Origin of the sequence: Lysobacter sp. ESA13C, assembly GCF_019970005.1 — a bacterium.
GTDB lineage: Bacteria > Pseudomonadota > Gammaproteobacteria > Xanthomonadales > Xanthomonadaceae > Lysobacter > Lysobacter antibioticus_B.
Genome location: NZ_JAHXYK010000002.1, coordinates 489,221 through 504,905 on the forward strand (window position 1 = coordinate 489,221; position 15,685 = coordinate 504,905).

The 15,685-nt window shown below is 66.3% G+C and carries 15 protein-coding genes; 13 read left to right on the forward strand and 2 right to left on the reverse strand.

The window, feature by feature from the left end; translation table 11 throughout:
* Positions 1–568: 568 nt before the first annotated feature.
* The 3 genes from LC490_RS05200 to LC490_RS05210 all read left to right on the forward strand — a co-directional run bounded on the left by LC490_RS05200 (position 569) and on the right by LC490_RS05210 (position 2,783).
* Positions 569–838 (forward strand): hypothetical protein, encoded by a 270-nt coding sequence (locus tag LC490_RS05200; protein WP_031371440.1) that lies wholly within the window; start codon positions 569–571, stop codon positions 836–838.
* Between the two features lie 7 nt (positions 839–845).
* Positions 846–1,223: a hypothetical protein gene (locus LC490_RS05205; protein WP_152566162.1), complete on the forward strand. Its 378-nt coding sequence runs from the start codon at positions 846–848 to the stop codon at positions 1,221–1,223.
* A gap of 195 nt (positions 1,224–1,418) precedes the next feature.
* Entirely contained in the window at positions 1,419–2,783 is a 1,365-nt protein-coding gene (locus LC490_RS05210) for a S8 family peptidase (protein WP_223619500.1), read from the forward strand.
* A 90-nt stretch (positions 2,784–2,873) separates the two neighbouring features.
* Here the strand turns inward: LC490_RS05210 and LC490_RS05215 are convergent, their stop codons facing one another.
* Positions 2,874–3,968, reverse strand: coding sequence for a M35 family metallo-endopeptidase (locus tag LC490_RS05215; protein WP_343222999.1), 1,095 nt, complete (start codon positions 3,966–3,968; stop codon positions 2,874–2,876).
* A gap of 137 nt (positions 3,969–4,105) precedes the next feature.
* On the opposite strand from LC490_RS05215, the gene LC490_RS05220 reads away from it, so the two are divergent.
* From LC490_RS05220 to LC490_RS05245, 6 genes are all read left to right on the forward strand, one after another.
* The gene (locus tag LC490_RS05220; protein ID WP_223619502.1) at positions 4,106–4,870 is read left to right on the forward strand and encodes a hypothetical protein; all 765 of its coding nucleotides are present in this window, start codon (positions 4,106–4,108) and stop codon (positions 4,868–4,870) included.
* A 567-nt stretch (positions 4,871–5,437) separates the two neighbouring features.
* Positions 5,438–6,259 carry a right-handed parallel beta-helix repeat-containing protein gene (locus LC490_RS05225; RefSeq protein ID WP_031371435.1) on the forward strand — a complete coding sequence of 274 codons (822 nt, stop codon included), beginning with the start codon at positions 5,438–5,440 and terminating at the stop codon, positions 6,257–6,259.
* Between the two features lie 213 nt (positions 6,260–6,472).
* Positions 6,473–7,456: an NAD(P)-dependent oxidoreductase gene (locus LC490_RS05230; protein ID WP_223619503.1), complete on the forward strand. Its 984-nt coding sequence runs from the start codon at positions 6,473–6,475 to the stop codon at positions 7,454–7,456.
* A gap of 548 nt (positions 7,457–8,004) precedes the next feature.
* Complete coding sequence (locus tag LC490_RS05235; protein ID WP_223619504.1) at positions 8,005–8,571, forward strand: hypothetical protein; 567 nt, start codon at positions 8,005–8,007, stop codon at positions 8,569–8,571.
* A complete protein-coding gene (locus LC490_RS05240) occupies positions 8,571–9,272 on the forward strand; it encodes an SDR family oxidoreductase (RefSeq protein WP_223619505.1) in 702 nt (233 codons plus the stop codon). The genes LC490_RS05235 and LC490_RS05240 overlap by 1 nt, the downstream gene beginning before the upstream one ends.
* A gap of 188 nt (positions 9,273–9,460) precedes the next feature.
* Complete coding sequence (locus LC490_RS05245) at positions 9,461–9,850, forward strand: nuclear transport factor 2 family protein (RefSeq protein WP_223619506.1); 390 nt, start codon at positions 9,461–9,463, stop codon at positions 9,848–9,850.
* 107 nt (positions 9,851–9,957) lie between these two features.
* Here LC490_RS05245 and LC490_RS05250 read toward each other — a convergent pair whose 3' ends face one another.
* Positions 9,958–10,305 (reverse strand): hypothetical protein, encoded by a 348-nt coding sequence (locus LC490_RS05250; RefSeq protein WP_223619507.1) that lies wholly within the window; start codon positions 10,303–10,305, stop codon positions 9,958–9,960.
* Between the two features lie 306 nt (positions 10,306–10,611).
* Between LC490_RS05250 and LC490_RS05255 the strand changes: the two genes are divergently transcribed.
* The 4 genes from LC490_RS05255 (at position 10,612) to LC490_RS05270 (ending at position 15,209) form a co-directional block, all read left to right on the forward strand.
* Positions 10,612–11,679 carry a diguanylate cyclase gene (locus LC490_RS05255; protein ID WP_152566161.1) on the forward strand — a complete coding sequence of 356 codons (1,068 nt, stop codon included), beginning with the start codon at positions 10,612–10,614 and terminating at the stop codon, positions 11,677–11,679.
* A 1-nt stretch (position 11,680) separates the two neighbouring features.
* On the forward strand, positions 11,681–11,995 hold the full coding sequence (locus LC490_RS05260; protein ID WP_223619508.1) for a hypothetical protein: 315 nt from the start codon (positions 11,681–11,683) through the stop codon (positions 11,993–11,995).
* 153 nt (positions 11,996–12,148) lie between these two features.
* Positions 12,149–13,438 (forward strand): nucleotide sugar dehydrogenase, encoded by a 1,290-nt coding sequence (locus LC490_RS05265; protein ID WP_223619509.1) that lies wholly within the window; start codon positions 12,149–12,151, stop codon positions 13,436–13,438.
* Between the two features lie 148 nt (positions 13,439–13,586).
* Positions 13,587–15,209 carry an FMN-binding glutamate synthase family protein gene (locus LC490_RS05270; protein WP_223619510.1) on the forward strand — a complete coding sequence of 541 codons (1,623 nt, stop codon included), beginning with the start codon at positions 13,587–13,589 and terminating at the stop codon, positions 15,207–15,209.
* Positions 15,210–15,685 lie beyond the last annotated feature (476 nt).

The following is a 15,685-nucleotide window of genomic DNA, read 5'->3' on the forward strand; positions in this document are numbered from 1 at the left end:
GAAGTCGCCGAGAAGGCCGTGCAGCAAGGCGCTCGGCCGGTCCGGGCGGCGCCCCGACCCGGCCGCGCCGATGCGATGCGGCCGGCCGAGACCGTCGTCGCCTGGGTCAGACTCAGGATCGATTCACGTGCGGCTAACGCTTGCGGGCGCAGGCTGGCCCGTCACCACGACGCAATGTCGTATTCAGCCATTCAGGCGCAGAAGATTCTTTTCCTTCCGCATCAGCTTCGCACTCCCACGTCCGGCGAGTGCACGGTCTTGGTCGTTTATCGCGTCGCTGGAGACGGTTATGAACGATCGGCGTGACTAGCGTTTGCGGGTTCCGCATCCGGTTTTGGTGCGGCTTCGGCTGCAGCGCCGGCGCGGCACGAGCGGATCGCCGGCGCGCCGAATCGAAGAGTCAACGATCCATCAGGAAAAGCGAGGCGGCGAGGAAAATCTTCGCCGTCGTTTAGGTGCGAGCCAAGGAGTCGACGGTGCGGGACTCTAGGTCCGGCACTGCCGCAGCGGCTCGCGATGGAATCAGCCGGGCGCAACGCAACCCGTTCGCCGTGTGCCGGAGAGACCGATGCAAGAGAACGTCGAATGGTTCTATTTCACGCTGGGAAACGGCCAGAGCATCGGGCCGCTGCAACTGCGGCGAATCTGGATGGAAGCCTGCAGCTCCACCAATGTGAGCGTTCACCGCACGCATCGTCTGTTGTTGGGAAAACAGACGGCGATCTATTCCTTGCGCGCTTCGCCCAGGCTCGGCGATCTGCGCATCGTCGAGTCGCGTCTTCGCCGGCTGCTGGACGATTCCAGGCTCAGCAGTGTCTTAACTTTCGTGTCGCATTGAGGTTTTCATGCAGCTTATGTTCGATATCGCCGTTGGCAAATGCGAATCCATCGACCAATCGTCGGTGACGGTTCGCCTCGACAGCGCCATCGTCAGTCGTCTTATCCCCGGCCGTGCCTGGAGCCGCTCCGGCACCAGCATCCTTAAAATCAGCCTGCGCCTGTGCAGCGAGCGCAGGCCGCCCAAGGTCGGCAGCGAGACCTTCCTGCAGCGCGAGGCCTTGTTGCGCAATCCGCTCGCCAGCCTCGATTTGCTCGGCGACGGCGAGTTCACCCCGGTCAGGCTGCGCGCGCTCGGCACCGATACCGATCCGCAGTTGCCCGAGGCGGCGCCCGTCCGCGGCAAGGCCGACCGCGCACCCTCGCGTCCGCGCAAGGATTCCTGACCCGGCACGGCATGGCATAGCCCTTCGGTGGGCGGCTCAGGGCGCTGGTCTCAAGCGTGGCTGCGCCCGAATTCAGTCAATTCAGCGTTTGCTGCGACGCAGCATGTATGTGACCGATTTGGCACATACGCTCGTGAAGCGACCGGTCGGGTCGCCAGCCAATACCTGAAGCCAAAACCTGAAGGGCATGAGCCAATGAAGTCGTCATTTCGTATCGCTTTGCTGTGCGGCGCGGTGCTTTCCGCGCTCGGTGTTTCCTCCGCCGCGGTCGCCGGCGGCAGGCCGGACCTCGTCCTGGCCGGGCTGAAGGCCGGCCGTGCGCACCAGCCGGGAGAGCTCCTGGTGAAATACCGCGACGGCAGCAATGCCGTACAGCAAGCTTCGGCCCGTCAGGCGTTCGGACTGCAAAAGCTCGACACCCTGCGCGGCGGCAATTCATCCCGCGGCGAGCTGGCGCTGATGCGTGTGCCGGCCGGGCGCGATCTGGCCGCGACCCTGTACGAACTCGGCAAGAACCCGAGCGTCGAATACGCGGAACCGAACTGGCAGTACGAACATCAGGCCAGCTCGAACGACACCTATTACACCAACGGTTCCCTGTGGGGCATGTACGGCTCCGGATCGAGCCCGGCGAACCCATACGGCTCGCAGGCCGCGGTGGCCTGGGCCGGCGGCCACACCGATTGCAGCAACGTCGTCGTCGGCATCATCGACGAAGGCTATATGTATTCGCATCCGGACTTGGCCGCCAACGCCTGGACCAACCCCTACGATCCGGTCGACGGCGTCGACAACGACGGCAACGGCTATATCGACGACGTGCGCGGCTGGGACTTCGAAGGCAACGACAATCAGGTCTTCGACGGCGCGGGCGACGATCACGGCACCCATGTGGCCGGCACCATCGCCGGTGCGGGCGGCAACGGCCAGGGCGTGGCCGGCGTGTGCTGGAGCGGCGTCAAGCTGATCAGCGGCAAGTTCCTCGGCCGCCGCAGCGGCACCACCGCGAATGCGATCAAGGCCATCGACTACTTCAACGACCTGAAGTCGCGTCATGGCCTGAACATCGTCGCGACCAACAACTCCTGGGGTGGCGGGCCGTTCTCGCAGGCGCTTCAGGATGCGATCGGCCGCGCCAACACCGCCGGCATCCTGTTCGTGGTCGCCGCCGGCAATGCCGGCGTCAATTGCGAAACCTCCGATTGTTATCCGGCCGAGTACCCGAACCCGAACGTGTTGTCGGTAACGGCGTTGCGTTCGAACGGCACGCAGATCTACAGCTACGGCTCGACCACGATCGATATCGGCGCGCCGGGCTACGGCATCTGGTCGACCGTGCCGGTGTCGTCGAAGGGCAACGTCATACCCAGCTATGCGAGCTACAACGGCACCTCGATGGCGACGCCGCACGTGACCGGTGCGGTGGCCTTGTATGCGTCCTCGCATCCGGGCGCGACCGCGGCCGACATCAAGAGCGCGATCATGAGTTCGGCGATCGCCACGCCCTCGCTGAGCGGCAAGACGGTGAGCGGCGGGCGTCTCAACGCCAGCGGCTTCTGAGGCCGCGCTAAAGACCGATCGTAAAAGACCGGCCGTAAAAGAACAGGCCCCGGAAAACCGGGGCCTGTTCGTTGTTGCGTCGGGTGAGGGTCAGTTTTGCGCCGGCGTGTTCTCGGCGAAGTACTCGTGGCTGTCGGCGTTGTCGAGCGCGTTGGTCGGGTTGCTGATCGCGAGGTTCTTCGCGCCGGCCTGGCCGTAGACGTGATCGTCGGTGCCGGCGACGGCATCGAAGTGGCTCATCTCGTGGATCAGGGTGCCGGCCTTGGAGTCGGTGCCGGTCAGCGACGCGGACCAGAACGCGCGGCAGACGTAGATCTCGTAAGGCTGGTTCGGATAGACGTAGGCGTAGTACTTCTGGTTGCAGCCGCAGTTGACGGTGATGGCGCCGTTGCTCTGGTCCATGGCGGCGTCGATGGCGACGAAGTGCTGGCTGGCGGTGCCGTAGCGTTGCGAGGTGTAGGCGCCGAACCAGGTGGTGTAGCGCGGGCCCACGGTGCCGGCGCCGAGATAGCTCTTGGCATTTTCCGAATAACCGCGCGCGGCGGTGATGGCGCTGCCGATGGTGTCGATCTGGGTCGCGCTGCAACTCTTGTAGGACACGCCGTTGACGACGCTGCTGCCGCCGCCACCACCGGGCTTGCCTTGGCCGCTGACCTCGCCCTTGCCGTTGACCCACAGGCTCAGCGGAGCGCTCTTGGCGACCAGCGGCAGGCCGTTGTCCTGGCGTAGCAGTTTGCCGTCGGATAGCGAAGCGAATTGCAGCGGCGAATCCAGGGCGACTACGTATTGGCCGCTTTGCGAGAAGTCGTAGGCCTTGGACAGGTCGACGACGCTGCGCAGGGTTTCGCCGGCGCGCAGGATGGTGAAGTCGGCTGCATCGGGCAGGCCGCGCTTGATCATGGGGCCGCTATAGGAAACCGCTACGCCGTCGCGGCTGATCTCGAACAACTTGGATTCGGCGAGATTCGAAGGCAGTTGCCATGTGGGCACGCGAGCGGTGTGACGGCTGGTGTTGGTGACGGTGACTTCGACCTGGCCGCCGAAGTGTCCGTTCTGATCGGCGAGCGCCATCAAACCGATGCGCAAAGGATTGTTCTTTTCGTGTGGCGGGGCGGCGGTGACGGAGGCGATCGCGCCGGCGAGAACGACGCTGCCCGCGACTGCGGACATGAGACTGATTTTCATTCAAAAATCCCCGAGAAAATGAACGACAAAGTCCGCGAGGGCGGACACGTCCACGTAACCAGAATGTCGCCCTGAATGCATTGTGCGACGCATCACGCTTTAATCGGTCGAGGTTAAGGCGTGCGGCGGATACTGCGGTGGAAGAGCCGGCAAAAACGTATGCTCGGCGCCTTCATCCGGACTTCACGCACGATCACGACGAGGTGTTTGCCATGCGGTACATGAAGCAAGCGGGTATGGCCCTGTTGCTGGGTTTGAGCCTGGCGGGGGCCGCGCAAGCACAGACGGTCGGTTACAACATCCGCACCGGCGACGTCTGGGTCGATACGCGGCTCGGTGAGATCAACGACTACGGTCGTCGCTATCGCGAGCCCTTCATCCACGAGATCAGCGGTTATTACGGCGCACCGCGTTCGCTGATCGACGAGTTGCTCGATCGCCGCGGCTGGGCCCCCGGCGATGTTTACTACGCATGCGCGATCGCGCGTGCGCTCGGCGTGCCGTGTCTGAACGTCGTGCGCGAATACGATCGCAACCCCGGCCAGGGTTGGGGGGCGGTGGCCAAGCGGATGGGCATCAAGCCCGGTTCGCCGGCCTTCCATGCGCTCAAGCGCGGCGCCATCGGTACCTACGACCGCTGGGGCTATCCGATCACCGTCAATCAGTCGGTGCACGTGGATTGGGCCCAGCACGGGCCGGGCAAGGGCAAAGGCAAGAGCAACGGCCATCCCGGGGACAAGAAGAGCGGAGCCGGCCCCTCGCATTACGACCACCCTAGTTCGAAAGGAAACGGACGCGGCAACTCCGACAAGGGCGGTGGCCATGGCAAGGGGCAGGGTGGCGACAAAGGCCACGGCGGCGGCAAGGGCCAGGGCAAAGGAAAGGACAAGGGTCACGGCTGAGTCGGGCCGGTAAGAAACGGACCCGAGGCGTTAGCCTCGGGTTTCGTTCAATGCAACCGGCAAAGACTATGCCAGTGGCTAAGATTTTTCGGGTTTAAGGCGCGGCTCGCGAGCCAGGCGCGAGCCGAAGCGCCGCGCCGAGGTCATCGCCGCGATACGCGATCGCAGTTCCCGATTGATCGAACGCAGACGCAGCCGCAACGGCATGCGCGTCCGAACGCAGCGCGATACCTCCCCGCTTCTTGCAAATAGACGCCGACGGCCCGCGCCGTCGCGGCGCCTGCGACGCCGACCGGCGATTCTGTCCCGGTCGCGATGCAGGCAGGCCGGGGAAGCTGCTTCATTCGCGGTCGACGCCAGGAATCTCGCATTCGACAGGGATGTCGGCATCGAATGCGATGCTTCCGGCGCGCCGCAGGTCCAGGGACGACCATCGGGATCGCCGGTCTGCTTCATCACGACATTCCACCCAACGCAGGATGCGGCATGTCGCCGCGTGTTCCTGTGCGGCACGACGGGCGCGTCTCGCGCAGCCGTCGTTTCATCGGCGCTCTTAAAAGGATATTCATGCGCTCCATTCTGCTTTCCAGCCTGGCCCTGTCGGCCGCGATGTTCAGTGCCAGCTCGCTGGCTTGCGACACCGTCGTCACCTCGGCCAATCCGCATATCACCGCGCCCGGAAAATACTGCCTGGCCGGGAATCTTGGCGTCCCCATCGTCATCACCGGCGAAGACATCGAGTTCGATTGCAAGGGACGCACTCTGGCCAATCCCGACCCGAACCCCAACGGCGCCGCCGCCATTACCGTCGACTCCTGGTCCAGGGTGACGGTACGCAACTGCCGCATCGAGGGCTATTCGCTCGGCATCCACCTGCGCACGCGATCGGGCGATCAACTGCTCAATAACACCGTGGTGCGTCCCTACGATGCGGGCATCGTGATCTTCGGCGACAGCCCGCCGGACGGTACAGGGGCGCGTGTGGTCGGCAATCGCGTCATCGATTACGGCAACCCGAACATCTCGCCGTGGCGCGAGGCCATCCAGATCACGATGGCGCCGCGCACCGTCGTCACCAACAACGTGATCGCCGGCTACAGCGGCGGCGGCCTGCTCGTCGACCGCTCGGCCGACGTGCAGGCGACCGGCAACCAGTTCCTCGATTTCCCGGACAATACGCAGCGGATCATCGAACTGCGCCAGTCGCCGCGGGCGCGGCTGGTGCACAACTCGATCATGCTGCGGACGCGTTCGGGCGTGCAGGGGCTGATCGGCGGCAGCAGTGCGACCTGCATCGAGAACGTCGCCATCAACACCGCGCATTCGGGCTTCTCCGAGTGCGCGGTCACCCGCTACAACGTCGAAGAGCCATCGCCGTTCATGCCGTAAGCCCGTGCTGAAACGCCGGCGCTGCGTTCGCAGCGCCGGCGTTCTTGCGCATGCGGCCCGCTTTCTCCAGAAGCGCACCAGCCAGCCATCGCAGCGGCGGGTTTCAGCGCTCCGCACATGGCGTCGCCATCGCAGCCTTGCTAGGCTTTGCGCATCCATCCAAGCCTGGGCCGCTGCGGCAGCGGGCGTGCGCGTCGCCAGGAGTCCGTCTCGATGTCCATCCTCGTTACCGGCAGTGCCGGCCACCTCGGTGAAGGCCTGATGCGCCGTCTGCGCGCGCAGTCGCGCGACGCCGTCGGCATCGACATCAAGGCCTCCGCGTTCACCGGCCAGGTCGGTTCGATCGCCGATCGCGGTTTCGTCCGGCGCGCCATGCAAGGCGTGAGCGCGGTGGTGCACACCGCGACCCTGCACAAGCCGCACGTCGCCACCCACCGCTACCAGGATTTCGTCGACACCAACGTCACCGGCACCCTGGTGCTGCTCGAGGAAGCGGTCGCGGCCGGCGTCGAATCCTTCGTTTTCACCAGTACCACCAGCGCGTTCGGCGCGGCCTTGAAGCCGGTGCCCGGCGGCCCGGCCACCTGGATCACCGAAGCGGTGACGCCGGTGCCCAAGAACATCTACGGCACCACCAAGATCGCCGCCGAAGGCCTGTGCGAGCTGTTTCATCGCAAGCACGAGTTGCCGGTGCTGGTGTTGCGGACCTCGCGCTTCTTTCCCGAGGACGACGACGACGCCTCGGTGCGCGACGTCTACGCGCCGGCCAACGTCCAGGCCAACGAATTGCTGTATCGCCGCGCCGACATCGAGGACATCGTCGACGCGCATCTGCGGGCGGTCGAACGCGCGCCGGCGCTCGGCTTCGGCCGTTACATCGTGTCGGCTACCGCGCCGTTCGGCCGCGACGACCTGCTCGCCTTGCGCGAGGATGCCGCCGCGGTGGTGGAGCGGTTGTTCCCGGATTGCCGCGAGTTGTACGCGGCCAAGGGCTGGCGGCTGTTTCCGCAGCTCGACCGGGTCTACGTCAACGAACTGGCCCGCCGCGACCTGGGGTGGGAACCGCGTTACGGTTTCGCCTACGTGCTCGATTGCCTGCGCGCCGGCATGGATTTTCGCAGCGCGCTCGCCCACGAGGTCGGCGTGAAGGGCTATCACGACCGCGTGTTCGAGGGCATGCCGTATCCGGTAGCTTGAAGCGGAGCGGGCCGCGCTGAGGTGGCTGCAAGCGCGGGGTAGCAGCGGCGCGAGCGGTGAGAGCGGCATTGCGCGCGGCCGCGGAGGTGCCTGGCCGGAAGTTCACGGTCGCGACTTGCCTCGCTCCTACTCAAAAACAGGGGCGGATCGTGGACGCAGAGCAGGGCTGGAGCGGTGTCGGCACGCGGCGATGACTGCTGCATCCGTTCTCGCAGCGCAGCAAGATGCGTCGCGGCCATCGTCTTTCGCCGCCTAACCGGTCTCGTTTCCGCGCCGTGTCTGGCCTGGAATAGGGAAAACCGCCGTCAGCTGGCTAGAATGCGGATCATCGCGATCGGAGCTTTGCGGCGGGTACGTCCGGTCGCCGACGCTCCGGCCGCCGTCGATTGGACGCAGCGCCGAGGAGTAGACGAGATGGCGATCGATTCTGGCCGGCCCCTGCCGCACCCGCCTGTAACCCGCCGCATCGCTGCGGCCCCGCGCCTGCGATCGCAGGCCGCCTCATCCATGCCGCGCCCGGCGTCGTCGGCCGGGACCGTTTGCGCTTTATGAGCTGGACCGCACTGATCTGCCTGGGGGCCAGCGACGGCCCGCGTGTCGAGAATCTGCTGTTGTCGGCGGCGCAGCTGCTGACCGAGTTCGACGATGCCGCCGATGCAAGCGCCTTGCGCGCATGCTCGGAACTGTACGGCGACCGCCATCGCGTCCATCGCGGCGGCGCCACGGTCAACCTGATGCTGGCGATGAAGGTCGCGCCGCGCTGGTCGATCGAAATCATGGAGCGTCGTTTCAAACAGATCGAGGCGGCGTTCGGACGCGAGCGCGATCCACAACGCGCCCTGCCGGTGCCCTTGGATATCGACCTGGTCGGCAGGATCGACGGCGAGGTGCAGTGGCAGGATCGCTACGACCCGGCCCGGCCGTATCTGTTCCATGGCCTGCATCAGCTGGCGTTGCCATCGTTGCGCAAGGCGCTGGATGCCGTCGCCTTGCAGCGCGGCTTCCGCCCCGAACACAATGCGATGGGTTTCTATTCCTTGGCCGGAGCGGATTTCGTCGAACGTTTCCTGCACGCCCAGGCCGAGCCAGCCACCGCCGCCAAGGAGGCCAGCTGATGTCCGAACGCATCACTCTCGTTACCGGCGCTTCGCAACGCATCGGCCGGGCCATCGTCGAGGCCTGCCTGCAACGCGGCGAGCAGGTCGTCGCCCATCGCCGCCGCGCCGCTTCGACGCCGGCGCCGTACTCGGCGCCGGTGCACGAATGGAGCTGGGACATGACCGAGCCGCTGCAGGTCTTGCCGCCGGTGGTGGTGACCGACCTGGTCCTCAATGCCTCCCTGTTCGAGCGCGGCCATGCCTGGGGCGACCTCGGCGCCGGCGATACCGACGAGGAGCGCGAGCGCCTGGAGCGGCATCTGCGGGTCAACCTGATCGCGCCCTGGGAACTGGTGATCGGCCTGCACCAGCGGCATCCGCTGCGCTCGGTGGTGGTGATGCTCGACACCTATCTCGATCGCTCCTTCGCCGGTCATGCGGCCTATCAGGTCAGCCGCGCGGCCGGTGCCGGCATGGTGCGTGCGCTCGCCGCCGAGCTCGCGCCGACCCGGGTCAATGCGGTCGCCCCGGGCACCGTGCTGCCGTCGGCGCGCGACCCGGCCGAACGCGCCGAACAGGAAGACGCGATCGCCGCGCGCACCGTGCTCGGTCGCATCGGCACGGTCGAGGCCGTGGTCGAGGCGGTGTTGTATCTGCGCGATGCCAGCTACAGCACCGGCGAAATCCTGCGCATCGACGGCGGCCGCTTCAAACTCTGAGCGCGGCGAACGCCGAGTGCGGCCTGCGCCGGCCGGCGTTGCAAGGGTGCGACAGGCCGGTCCATGGATGGGCTCGTGGCGGCGCCGGGCGCTGCCCATAATCGGCGCATCGCCATCGCCATCGCCATCGCCATCGCCATCGCCATCGCCATCGCCATCGCCATCGCCAACTCGCCAGGGAAGACCGCATGAGCGCCACCCGCAGCCACGACTACGACGCGGTCATCGCGACCCTGGCCGATTATTTCGATGGCCTGTTCCACAGCGACACCGCCCGATTGCGTCGCGCCATGCATCCGCAGGCGCATTACGTCTGCGCGACCGACGGCAGTTTGCTGAAGCTCGACATGGAGGCGTATTGGGCGGTCGTCGAGCAACGCGCATCGCCGGCCAGCCAGGGCGCCGCACGCGAGGATAAAATCGTCTCGATCGAATTCGCCGGCCCGGTGACCGCGTTCGCGCGCGTCGAATGCGCGATCCCGCCGAAGCGCTTCACCGACCTGCTGACGCTGATCAAGCTCGACGGCCGCTGGCAGATCATCTCGAAGGTGTTTCACTACGAACTCGACGCCGCCTGATCGGGCGGCAGCGCCGCGGCCTCGCTGTGGCGACGGGCGTCGGATGCGCTCGCCGACGCCCGGAGCGCGCAACGCGCTCCCGGGATGGGTTTCGAGAAACGTTTCTCTCAGGAATGGGCGGCCAGTTGCGCCACGCGGCGCCCGATCTGCGCCTGCGCGGCCTCGGCGTTCTCTTTCGCGCGCTGCCACGCCGATCGCGCCGCCTCTTCGGCCTGTTCCCAGTTCAATACCGAGCCGAGACGGATGCGTTGATAGCGGGCCCTCAAGTCCAGGCGGGGATCGTCGAAGTCGCGGTCCGGATGTTCGAGGTGGGCGGCGATGCCGACGTAGAACGCAGGTGCGTAATCGCTGAAACGCAGGCCGTCGCGATAGAAACCGGCGCTGCGGAACTGACTCGCCCAGTAGCTCAAGCCGGGCGTGGTCGGGGCGGGGCGGCCTTGCAGGGTGCTCGTCATCACACAGGCTCCGCTCTGGGAACCCCCTGTGGGGCGAATCTTGCCCGACCCCGGCGTTAGTCCTTCGTGTACGGAACGTTCAATCCCCGCTGTCGGAGGTGGGGCGAGCGGGTTCGAGCCGGGGTGGGCTGGGTCCCGTACCCCGGGCCCCGACCCACGGGCTGGCCACGGCCCTGGCGCCGGTCATCGGAAGCCGTCGGCGGCGGCCCGCTTGCGCATTCAGGCCCGGGCGAGCAGGGTATGCTGGTAGCCGCCGCAACCCCCGGGCGGTACTCGTCTCGATGATCCAGGCCGCTGGGAGCGTGCGTGACTGGAATTGCCGACACCTCATTCGACCCGGTTCGAGCGACCGAACATCTGCGGTTCGTGCGCCGCATCTACCAGATGCGCACCCTCGGCCTGGGGACGGGGTTCTTCGCCGTCGCGGGGGTCTTGTACGAACACGATGCCAGCGCCTGGGTCTGGGCGCTGCTGTTCGCCAACGGTTATCTGTGGCCGCCGCTGGCCTACCTGGTCGCCTCGCGCAGCGTCGACCCCGAATACGCCGAGTACCGTAACCTGGTGATCGATTCGGCCCTCGGCGGGATCTGGATCGCGGTCATGCATTTCAACGTCGTGCCGAGCGCGCTGCTGGCCGTGATGCTGTCGGCCGACAAGATCAGCGTCGGCGGCTGGCGTTTCTTCGTGCGCACCGCGACCGCGCAGCTGTTCACCTGCGCCACGGTGTGGGCGCTGCTGGGCTTTCCGTTCGCGCCGGACAGCTCGATGCCGGTGATCCTGGCCAGCCTGCCTTTCATGTTCGTCTATCCCATGGCGATCAGCAGCGCGGCCTACGGCCTGGCGCGTAAGGTCGTGCGCCAGAACAAGCAACTCGACCAGCTCAGCCGTACCGATCCGCTGACCGGCCTGCAAAACCGCCTGCATTGGGACGATTCGGCCACCGCGACCATGACCTACTGCGCGCGCTCCTCGAAGGGCGCGGCCTTGATCCTGATCGACATCGACCGCTTCAAAGAGATCAACGACTTCCACGGCCACCTGGTCGGCGATGCGGTGTTGCGGCGCGTCGCCGGCACCTTGCACGAGGTGGTGCGCCTGACCGACACCGCCAGCCGCATCGGCGGCGACGAGTTCGCCCTCATCCTCATGGACACCGGCCTCGATGCGGCGGTGGCGATCGCCGAACGCATCCGCAATGCGGTCGAGGACGCGCGCTTCGACGAAGCGCCGGCCTTGCGCTGCACGGTCAGCGTCGGTGTCGCGACGACCGGGCCGAAGACCATCAGCGCGGCCATGTGGATGCGCCATACCGACAGCGCGCTGTATCGCGCCAAGGAGCTCGGGCGCAATGCGGTGGTGGTCGCCGAGGATTGAGATGAGCGGGGAACGCGCGCCGGTGATGTGGACACGCTGGACGCCGGGCCCGGGCTGGGCCGGCTTCGACGCGCACCGGGCGCTGTCGGACGCGATCTGGAGCGGGCTGTCCGAGGCCGACGGCGTTTGGCAGTACATGAACTTCAGCCAGGACCACTCGATCTGGGAACACCGCGCCGACGGCAGCGAGATCGTGATCCAGTACCGCGGCGAGCGCATCGACAGCCTGCATTCCAGCGCGGGCGAGGCGCAGGCTTACCTGCGCGCGGCGTTGGCGCCGTTCGGCCTGATCGCGCAGGAAGGCCCGGCGCCTTAGCCGAAGTCGCCCAGGGCCCCGTGGGCGGAGCGATCCGAGCGTTTTTACCGGCGCCCGGGAACGCGACCGAGCGCACCGGTTTGCCAGTCCGGAAAGCGGGTCTCTAGAATCCAGGACCGGACCGCCACCACGGCGGTGAACCTAGGGCAGGGCATGACGCAGTACGAAGGCAGCATCGCGCAAACGCGCATCGGCGTGATCGGTCTGGGCTACGTCGGCCTGCCGCTGGCCCTGGAGTTCGGCAAGCGCTACGACACCGTCGGTTACGACACCAATGCCGTGCGCGTGGCCCAGCTCAGCGTCGGCGAAGACCACCACCGCGAAAACGACGCCGACGAGATCGCCGCATCGACGCATCTGCGCTTCACCGCCAGCGCCGCGGACCTGACCGATCGCGATGTCTACGTGGTCACGGTGCCGACCCCGATCGACGAGCACAAGCGCCCTGACTTCACGCCGCTGATCGAGGCCAGCCGCGTCATCGGAGGCTTGCTCAAGCCCGGCGACACGGTGATCTACGAGTCGACGGTCTACCCCGGCGCGACCGAGGAGATCTGCGTTCCCGAGCTCGAACGCGCCTCGTCGCTGCGTTTCAACGTCGACTTCTTCGTCGGCTACAGCCCCGAACGCATCAATCCCGGCGACCGTAAGCGCCGCCTGGTCGATATTCCCAAGGTGACTTCGGGCTCGACGCCGCAGACCGCCGAGCGCGTCGACGCGCTGTACCGCAGCATCATCCCGGCCGGCACCCACCTGGCCTCCAGCCTGCGCGTGGCCGAGGCCGCCAAGGTCATCGAGAACACCCAGCGCGATGCCAACATCGCCCTGATCAACGAGTTCGCGCTGATCTTCCAGAAGCTCGGCATCGACACCACCGAGGTGCTGGAGGCGGCCGGCAGCAAGTGGAATTTCCTGCCGTTCCGGCCCGGCCTGGTCGGCGGCCACTGCATCGGCGTCGACCCGTACTACTTGATCCAGAAGGCGCAAAGCGCGGGCTATTACCCCGACATCCTGCTGGCCTGCCGGCGCATCAACGACGCCATGGGCAGCCACATCGCCTCCGACATCGTCAAGCTGATGATCCAGCGCGGCGTGGCCCTGGCCGGTTCGCGCATCCTGATCCTCGGCATCACCTTCAAGGAGAACTGCGCCGACCTGCGCAACACCCGCGTGGTCGATCTGGCGCGCGAACTCGGCGAGTACCGGGCCCAGGTGCAGATCCACGACCCCTGGGCCAACGCCGAGGAGGCGCGGCGCGAGTACGGCGTAGAGATGATCGGCACGCCGGAGGCCGGGGCCTTCGATGCGGTCGTCGTCGCGGTCGCCCACGAGGAGTTCCGCGCCCTTGGCTCGGCCGGCGCGCGCGCCTATGGCCGCCCGGGCGCCTTGCTGTACGACATCAAGAGCCTGTATCCGCGCATCGAGGTCGATGCACGGCTTTGATCGGTCGCCGGGCGCGCCTGCCCGCGGGTCTGGGGGCCGGTAGTGGCGCGGCGTGTTTAGGCCGAGCGCTCATCCGCCCGGCCTCGTACAGCGATTGCACACGCGCAGGGTTATGCTCGCCCTCAGCTCGTGAACTGATCCGATCGCCATGCGTTATGCCGCTTATGTCGCCAGCCTGCTCCTGACCCTGATCTCGGTGGTGTTGGTGTTCCTGCACCACGCCGATTGGTTGTGGGGTGTCGGCCTGTTCGGCGCGCTCGCCGCGCTCGGCACCTGGGACTTGTTGCAGACCCGCAGCACCTTGCGTCGCAACTATCCGGTGCTGGCGCATTTTCGCTACGGCCTGGAATCGATCGGCCCGGAGATGCGCCAGTACTTCATCGAGGCCGACACCGCCGAGGTGCCGTTCTCGCGTCAGCAGCGTGCCCTGGTCTACCAGCGCGCCAAGTCGGTCAACGACGTGCGCCCGTTCGGCAGCCAGCAGGACGTCTACGGCCTGGACTACGAATGGATCAACCATTCGATGGCGCCCACCGCGCACGTCTCGCACGACTTCCGCATCGTCATCGGCGAGAACACCGCGCATCCGTACTCGGCCAGCGTGTTCAACATCTCGGCGATGAGCTTCGGATCGCTGTCGGCGAACGCGATCCGCGCTCTGAACCGCGGCGCCAAGCTCGGCGGCTTCTATCACGACACCGGCGAAGGCTCGATATCGCCGTATCACCGCGAGAACGGCGGCGACCTGGTCTGGGAGATCGGCTCGGGTTACTTCGGCTGTCGCGACGAACGCGGGTTGTTCAACGAAGAACGCTTCGCCAGCAACGCCGGCGACCCGCAGGTCAAGATGATCGAGATCAAGCTCTCGCAGGGCGCCAAGCCGGGCCACGGCGGCGTGCTGCCGGCGGCCAAGGTCAGCGCCGAGATCTCGGCCACGCGCGGCGTGCCGATGGGGCAGGACTGCGTATCGCCCGCCGCGCACACCGCCTTCGACTCGCCGCAGGGCCTGCTGCATTTTGTCGCCCGCCTGCGCGAATTGTCGGGCGGCAAGCCGACCGGCTTCAAGCTGGCGATCGGCCATCCCTGGGAGTGGTTCGGCATCGCCAAGGCCATGCACGAGACCGGGGTGTTGCCGGACTTCATCGTCGTCGACGGCGCCGAGGGCGGCACCGGCGCCGCGCCGGCGGAATTCATCGATCACGTCGGCGTGCCGATGCACGAGGCCTTGATGCTGGTCCACAACACCCTGGTCGGCCTGGAGCTGCGCGACAAGATCCGCATCGGCGCAGCCGGCCGCATCACCAGCGCCTTCGACATCGCCCGCACCCTGGCGATGGGCGCGGACTGGTGCAACGCCGGGCGCGGCTATATGTTCGCCCTGGGCTGCATCCAGGCGCAGAGTTGCCACACCGACCGTTGTCCGACCGGCGTCGCGACCCAGGACCCGAGCCGTTGGCGCAAGCTCGACGTGCCGGACAAGGCCACTCGGGTATTCCACTTCCACGACAACACCCTCAAGGCCTTGCGCGATTTGCTGTGCGCAGCGGGCTTGAGCCATCCGGCCGAGATCGGGCCCGAACACATCCTGCGTCGCGTCTCGCCGACCGAGGTGCGTTCGCTCGGTGCGCTGTACAACTTCCTGGCGCCTGGCGACTTGTTGGGCAAGATCCCGGCGCATGCGGTGTTCCAGTCGTTCTGGGCGAACGCGCGCAGCGATTCGTTTGCGGCGCCGGATCGGTTGTTGGCGATGCGGGGCAGCAAGTCGTTTTGAGAGGCGGTGCGGATTTCCCGACTGTAGGAGCGGCGTGAGCCGCGACCAGGGGATGCGCTGAGGCAGCAAGGCTGATGCTCTCTATCGAAGGGGCGTCCTGCCGCGAGGGTAGGAGCGGCGCAAGCCGCGACCGCGCTGCGATGGTCTTGCGCCGCATCGATCAATCGAGCGGGTTCGGGATCAAACACTAAGAGCTTTCGCCGACAAAGCGACGGGTCATTTTTTTGTCTGACAGGTCTACCAGCGAGACCGTTGCGGTTGCTGTGAAAGCTTGGCGTAGTTCCGAACTCACGATGCGATCGTAGACCCGGAGGGCGGCGCACAGGACGTGCGCCCGGCTGTTAAATGGAATGCCGCGATAAGACAAGGATGTCCTATCGAAAAATCCCGGCGCTAGCTACGCACTCGTGGCCTGTGCCCTTGCAAGGAGAGCCCTTTTCTTTGGTTACTTTTCTTTTGGGCTTAGCAAAAGAAAG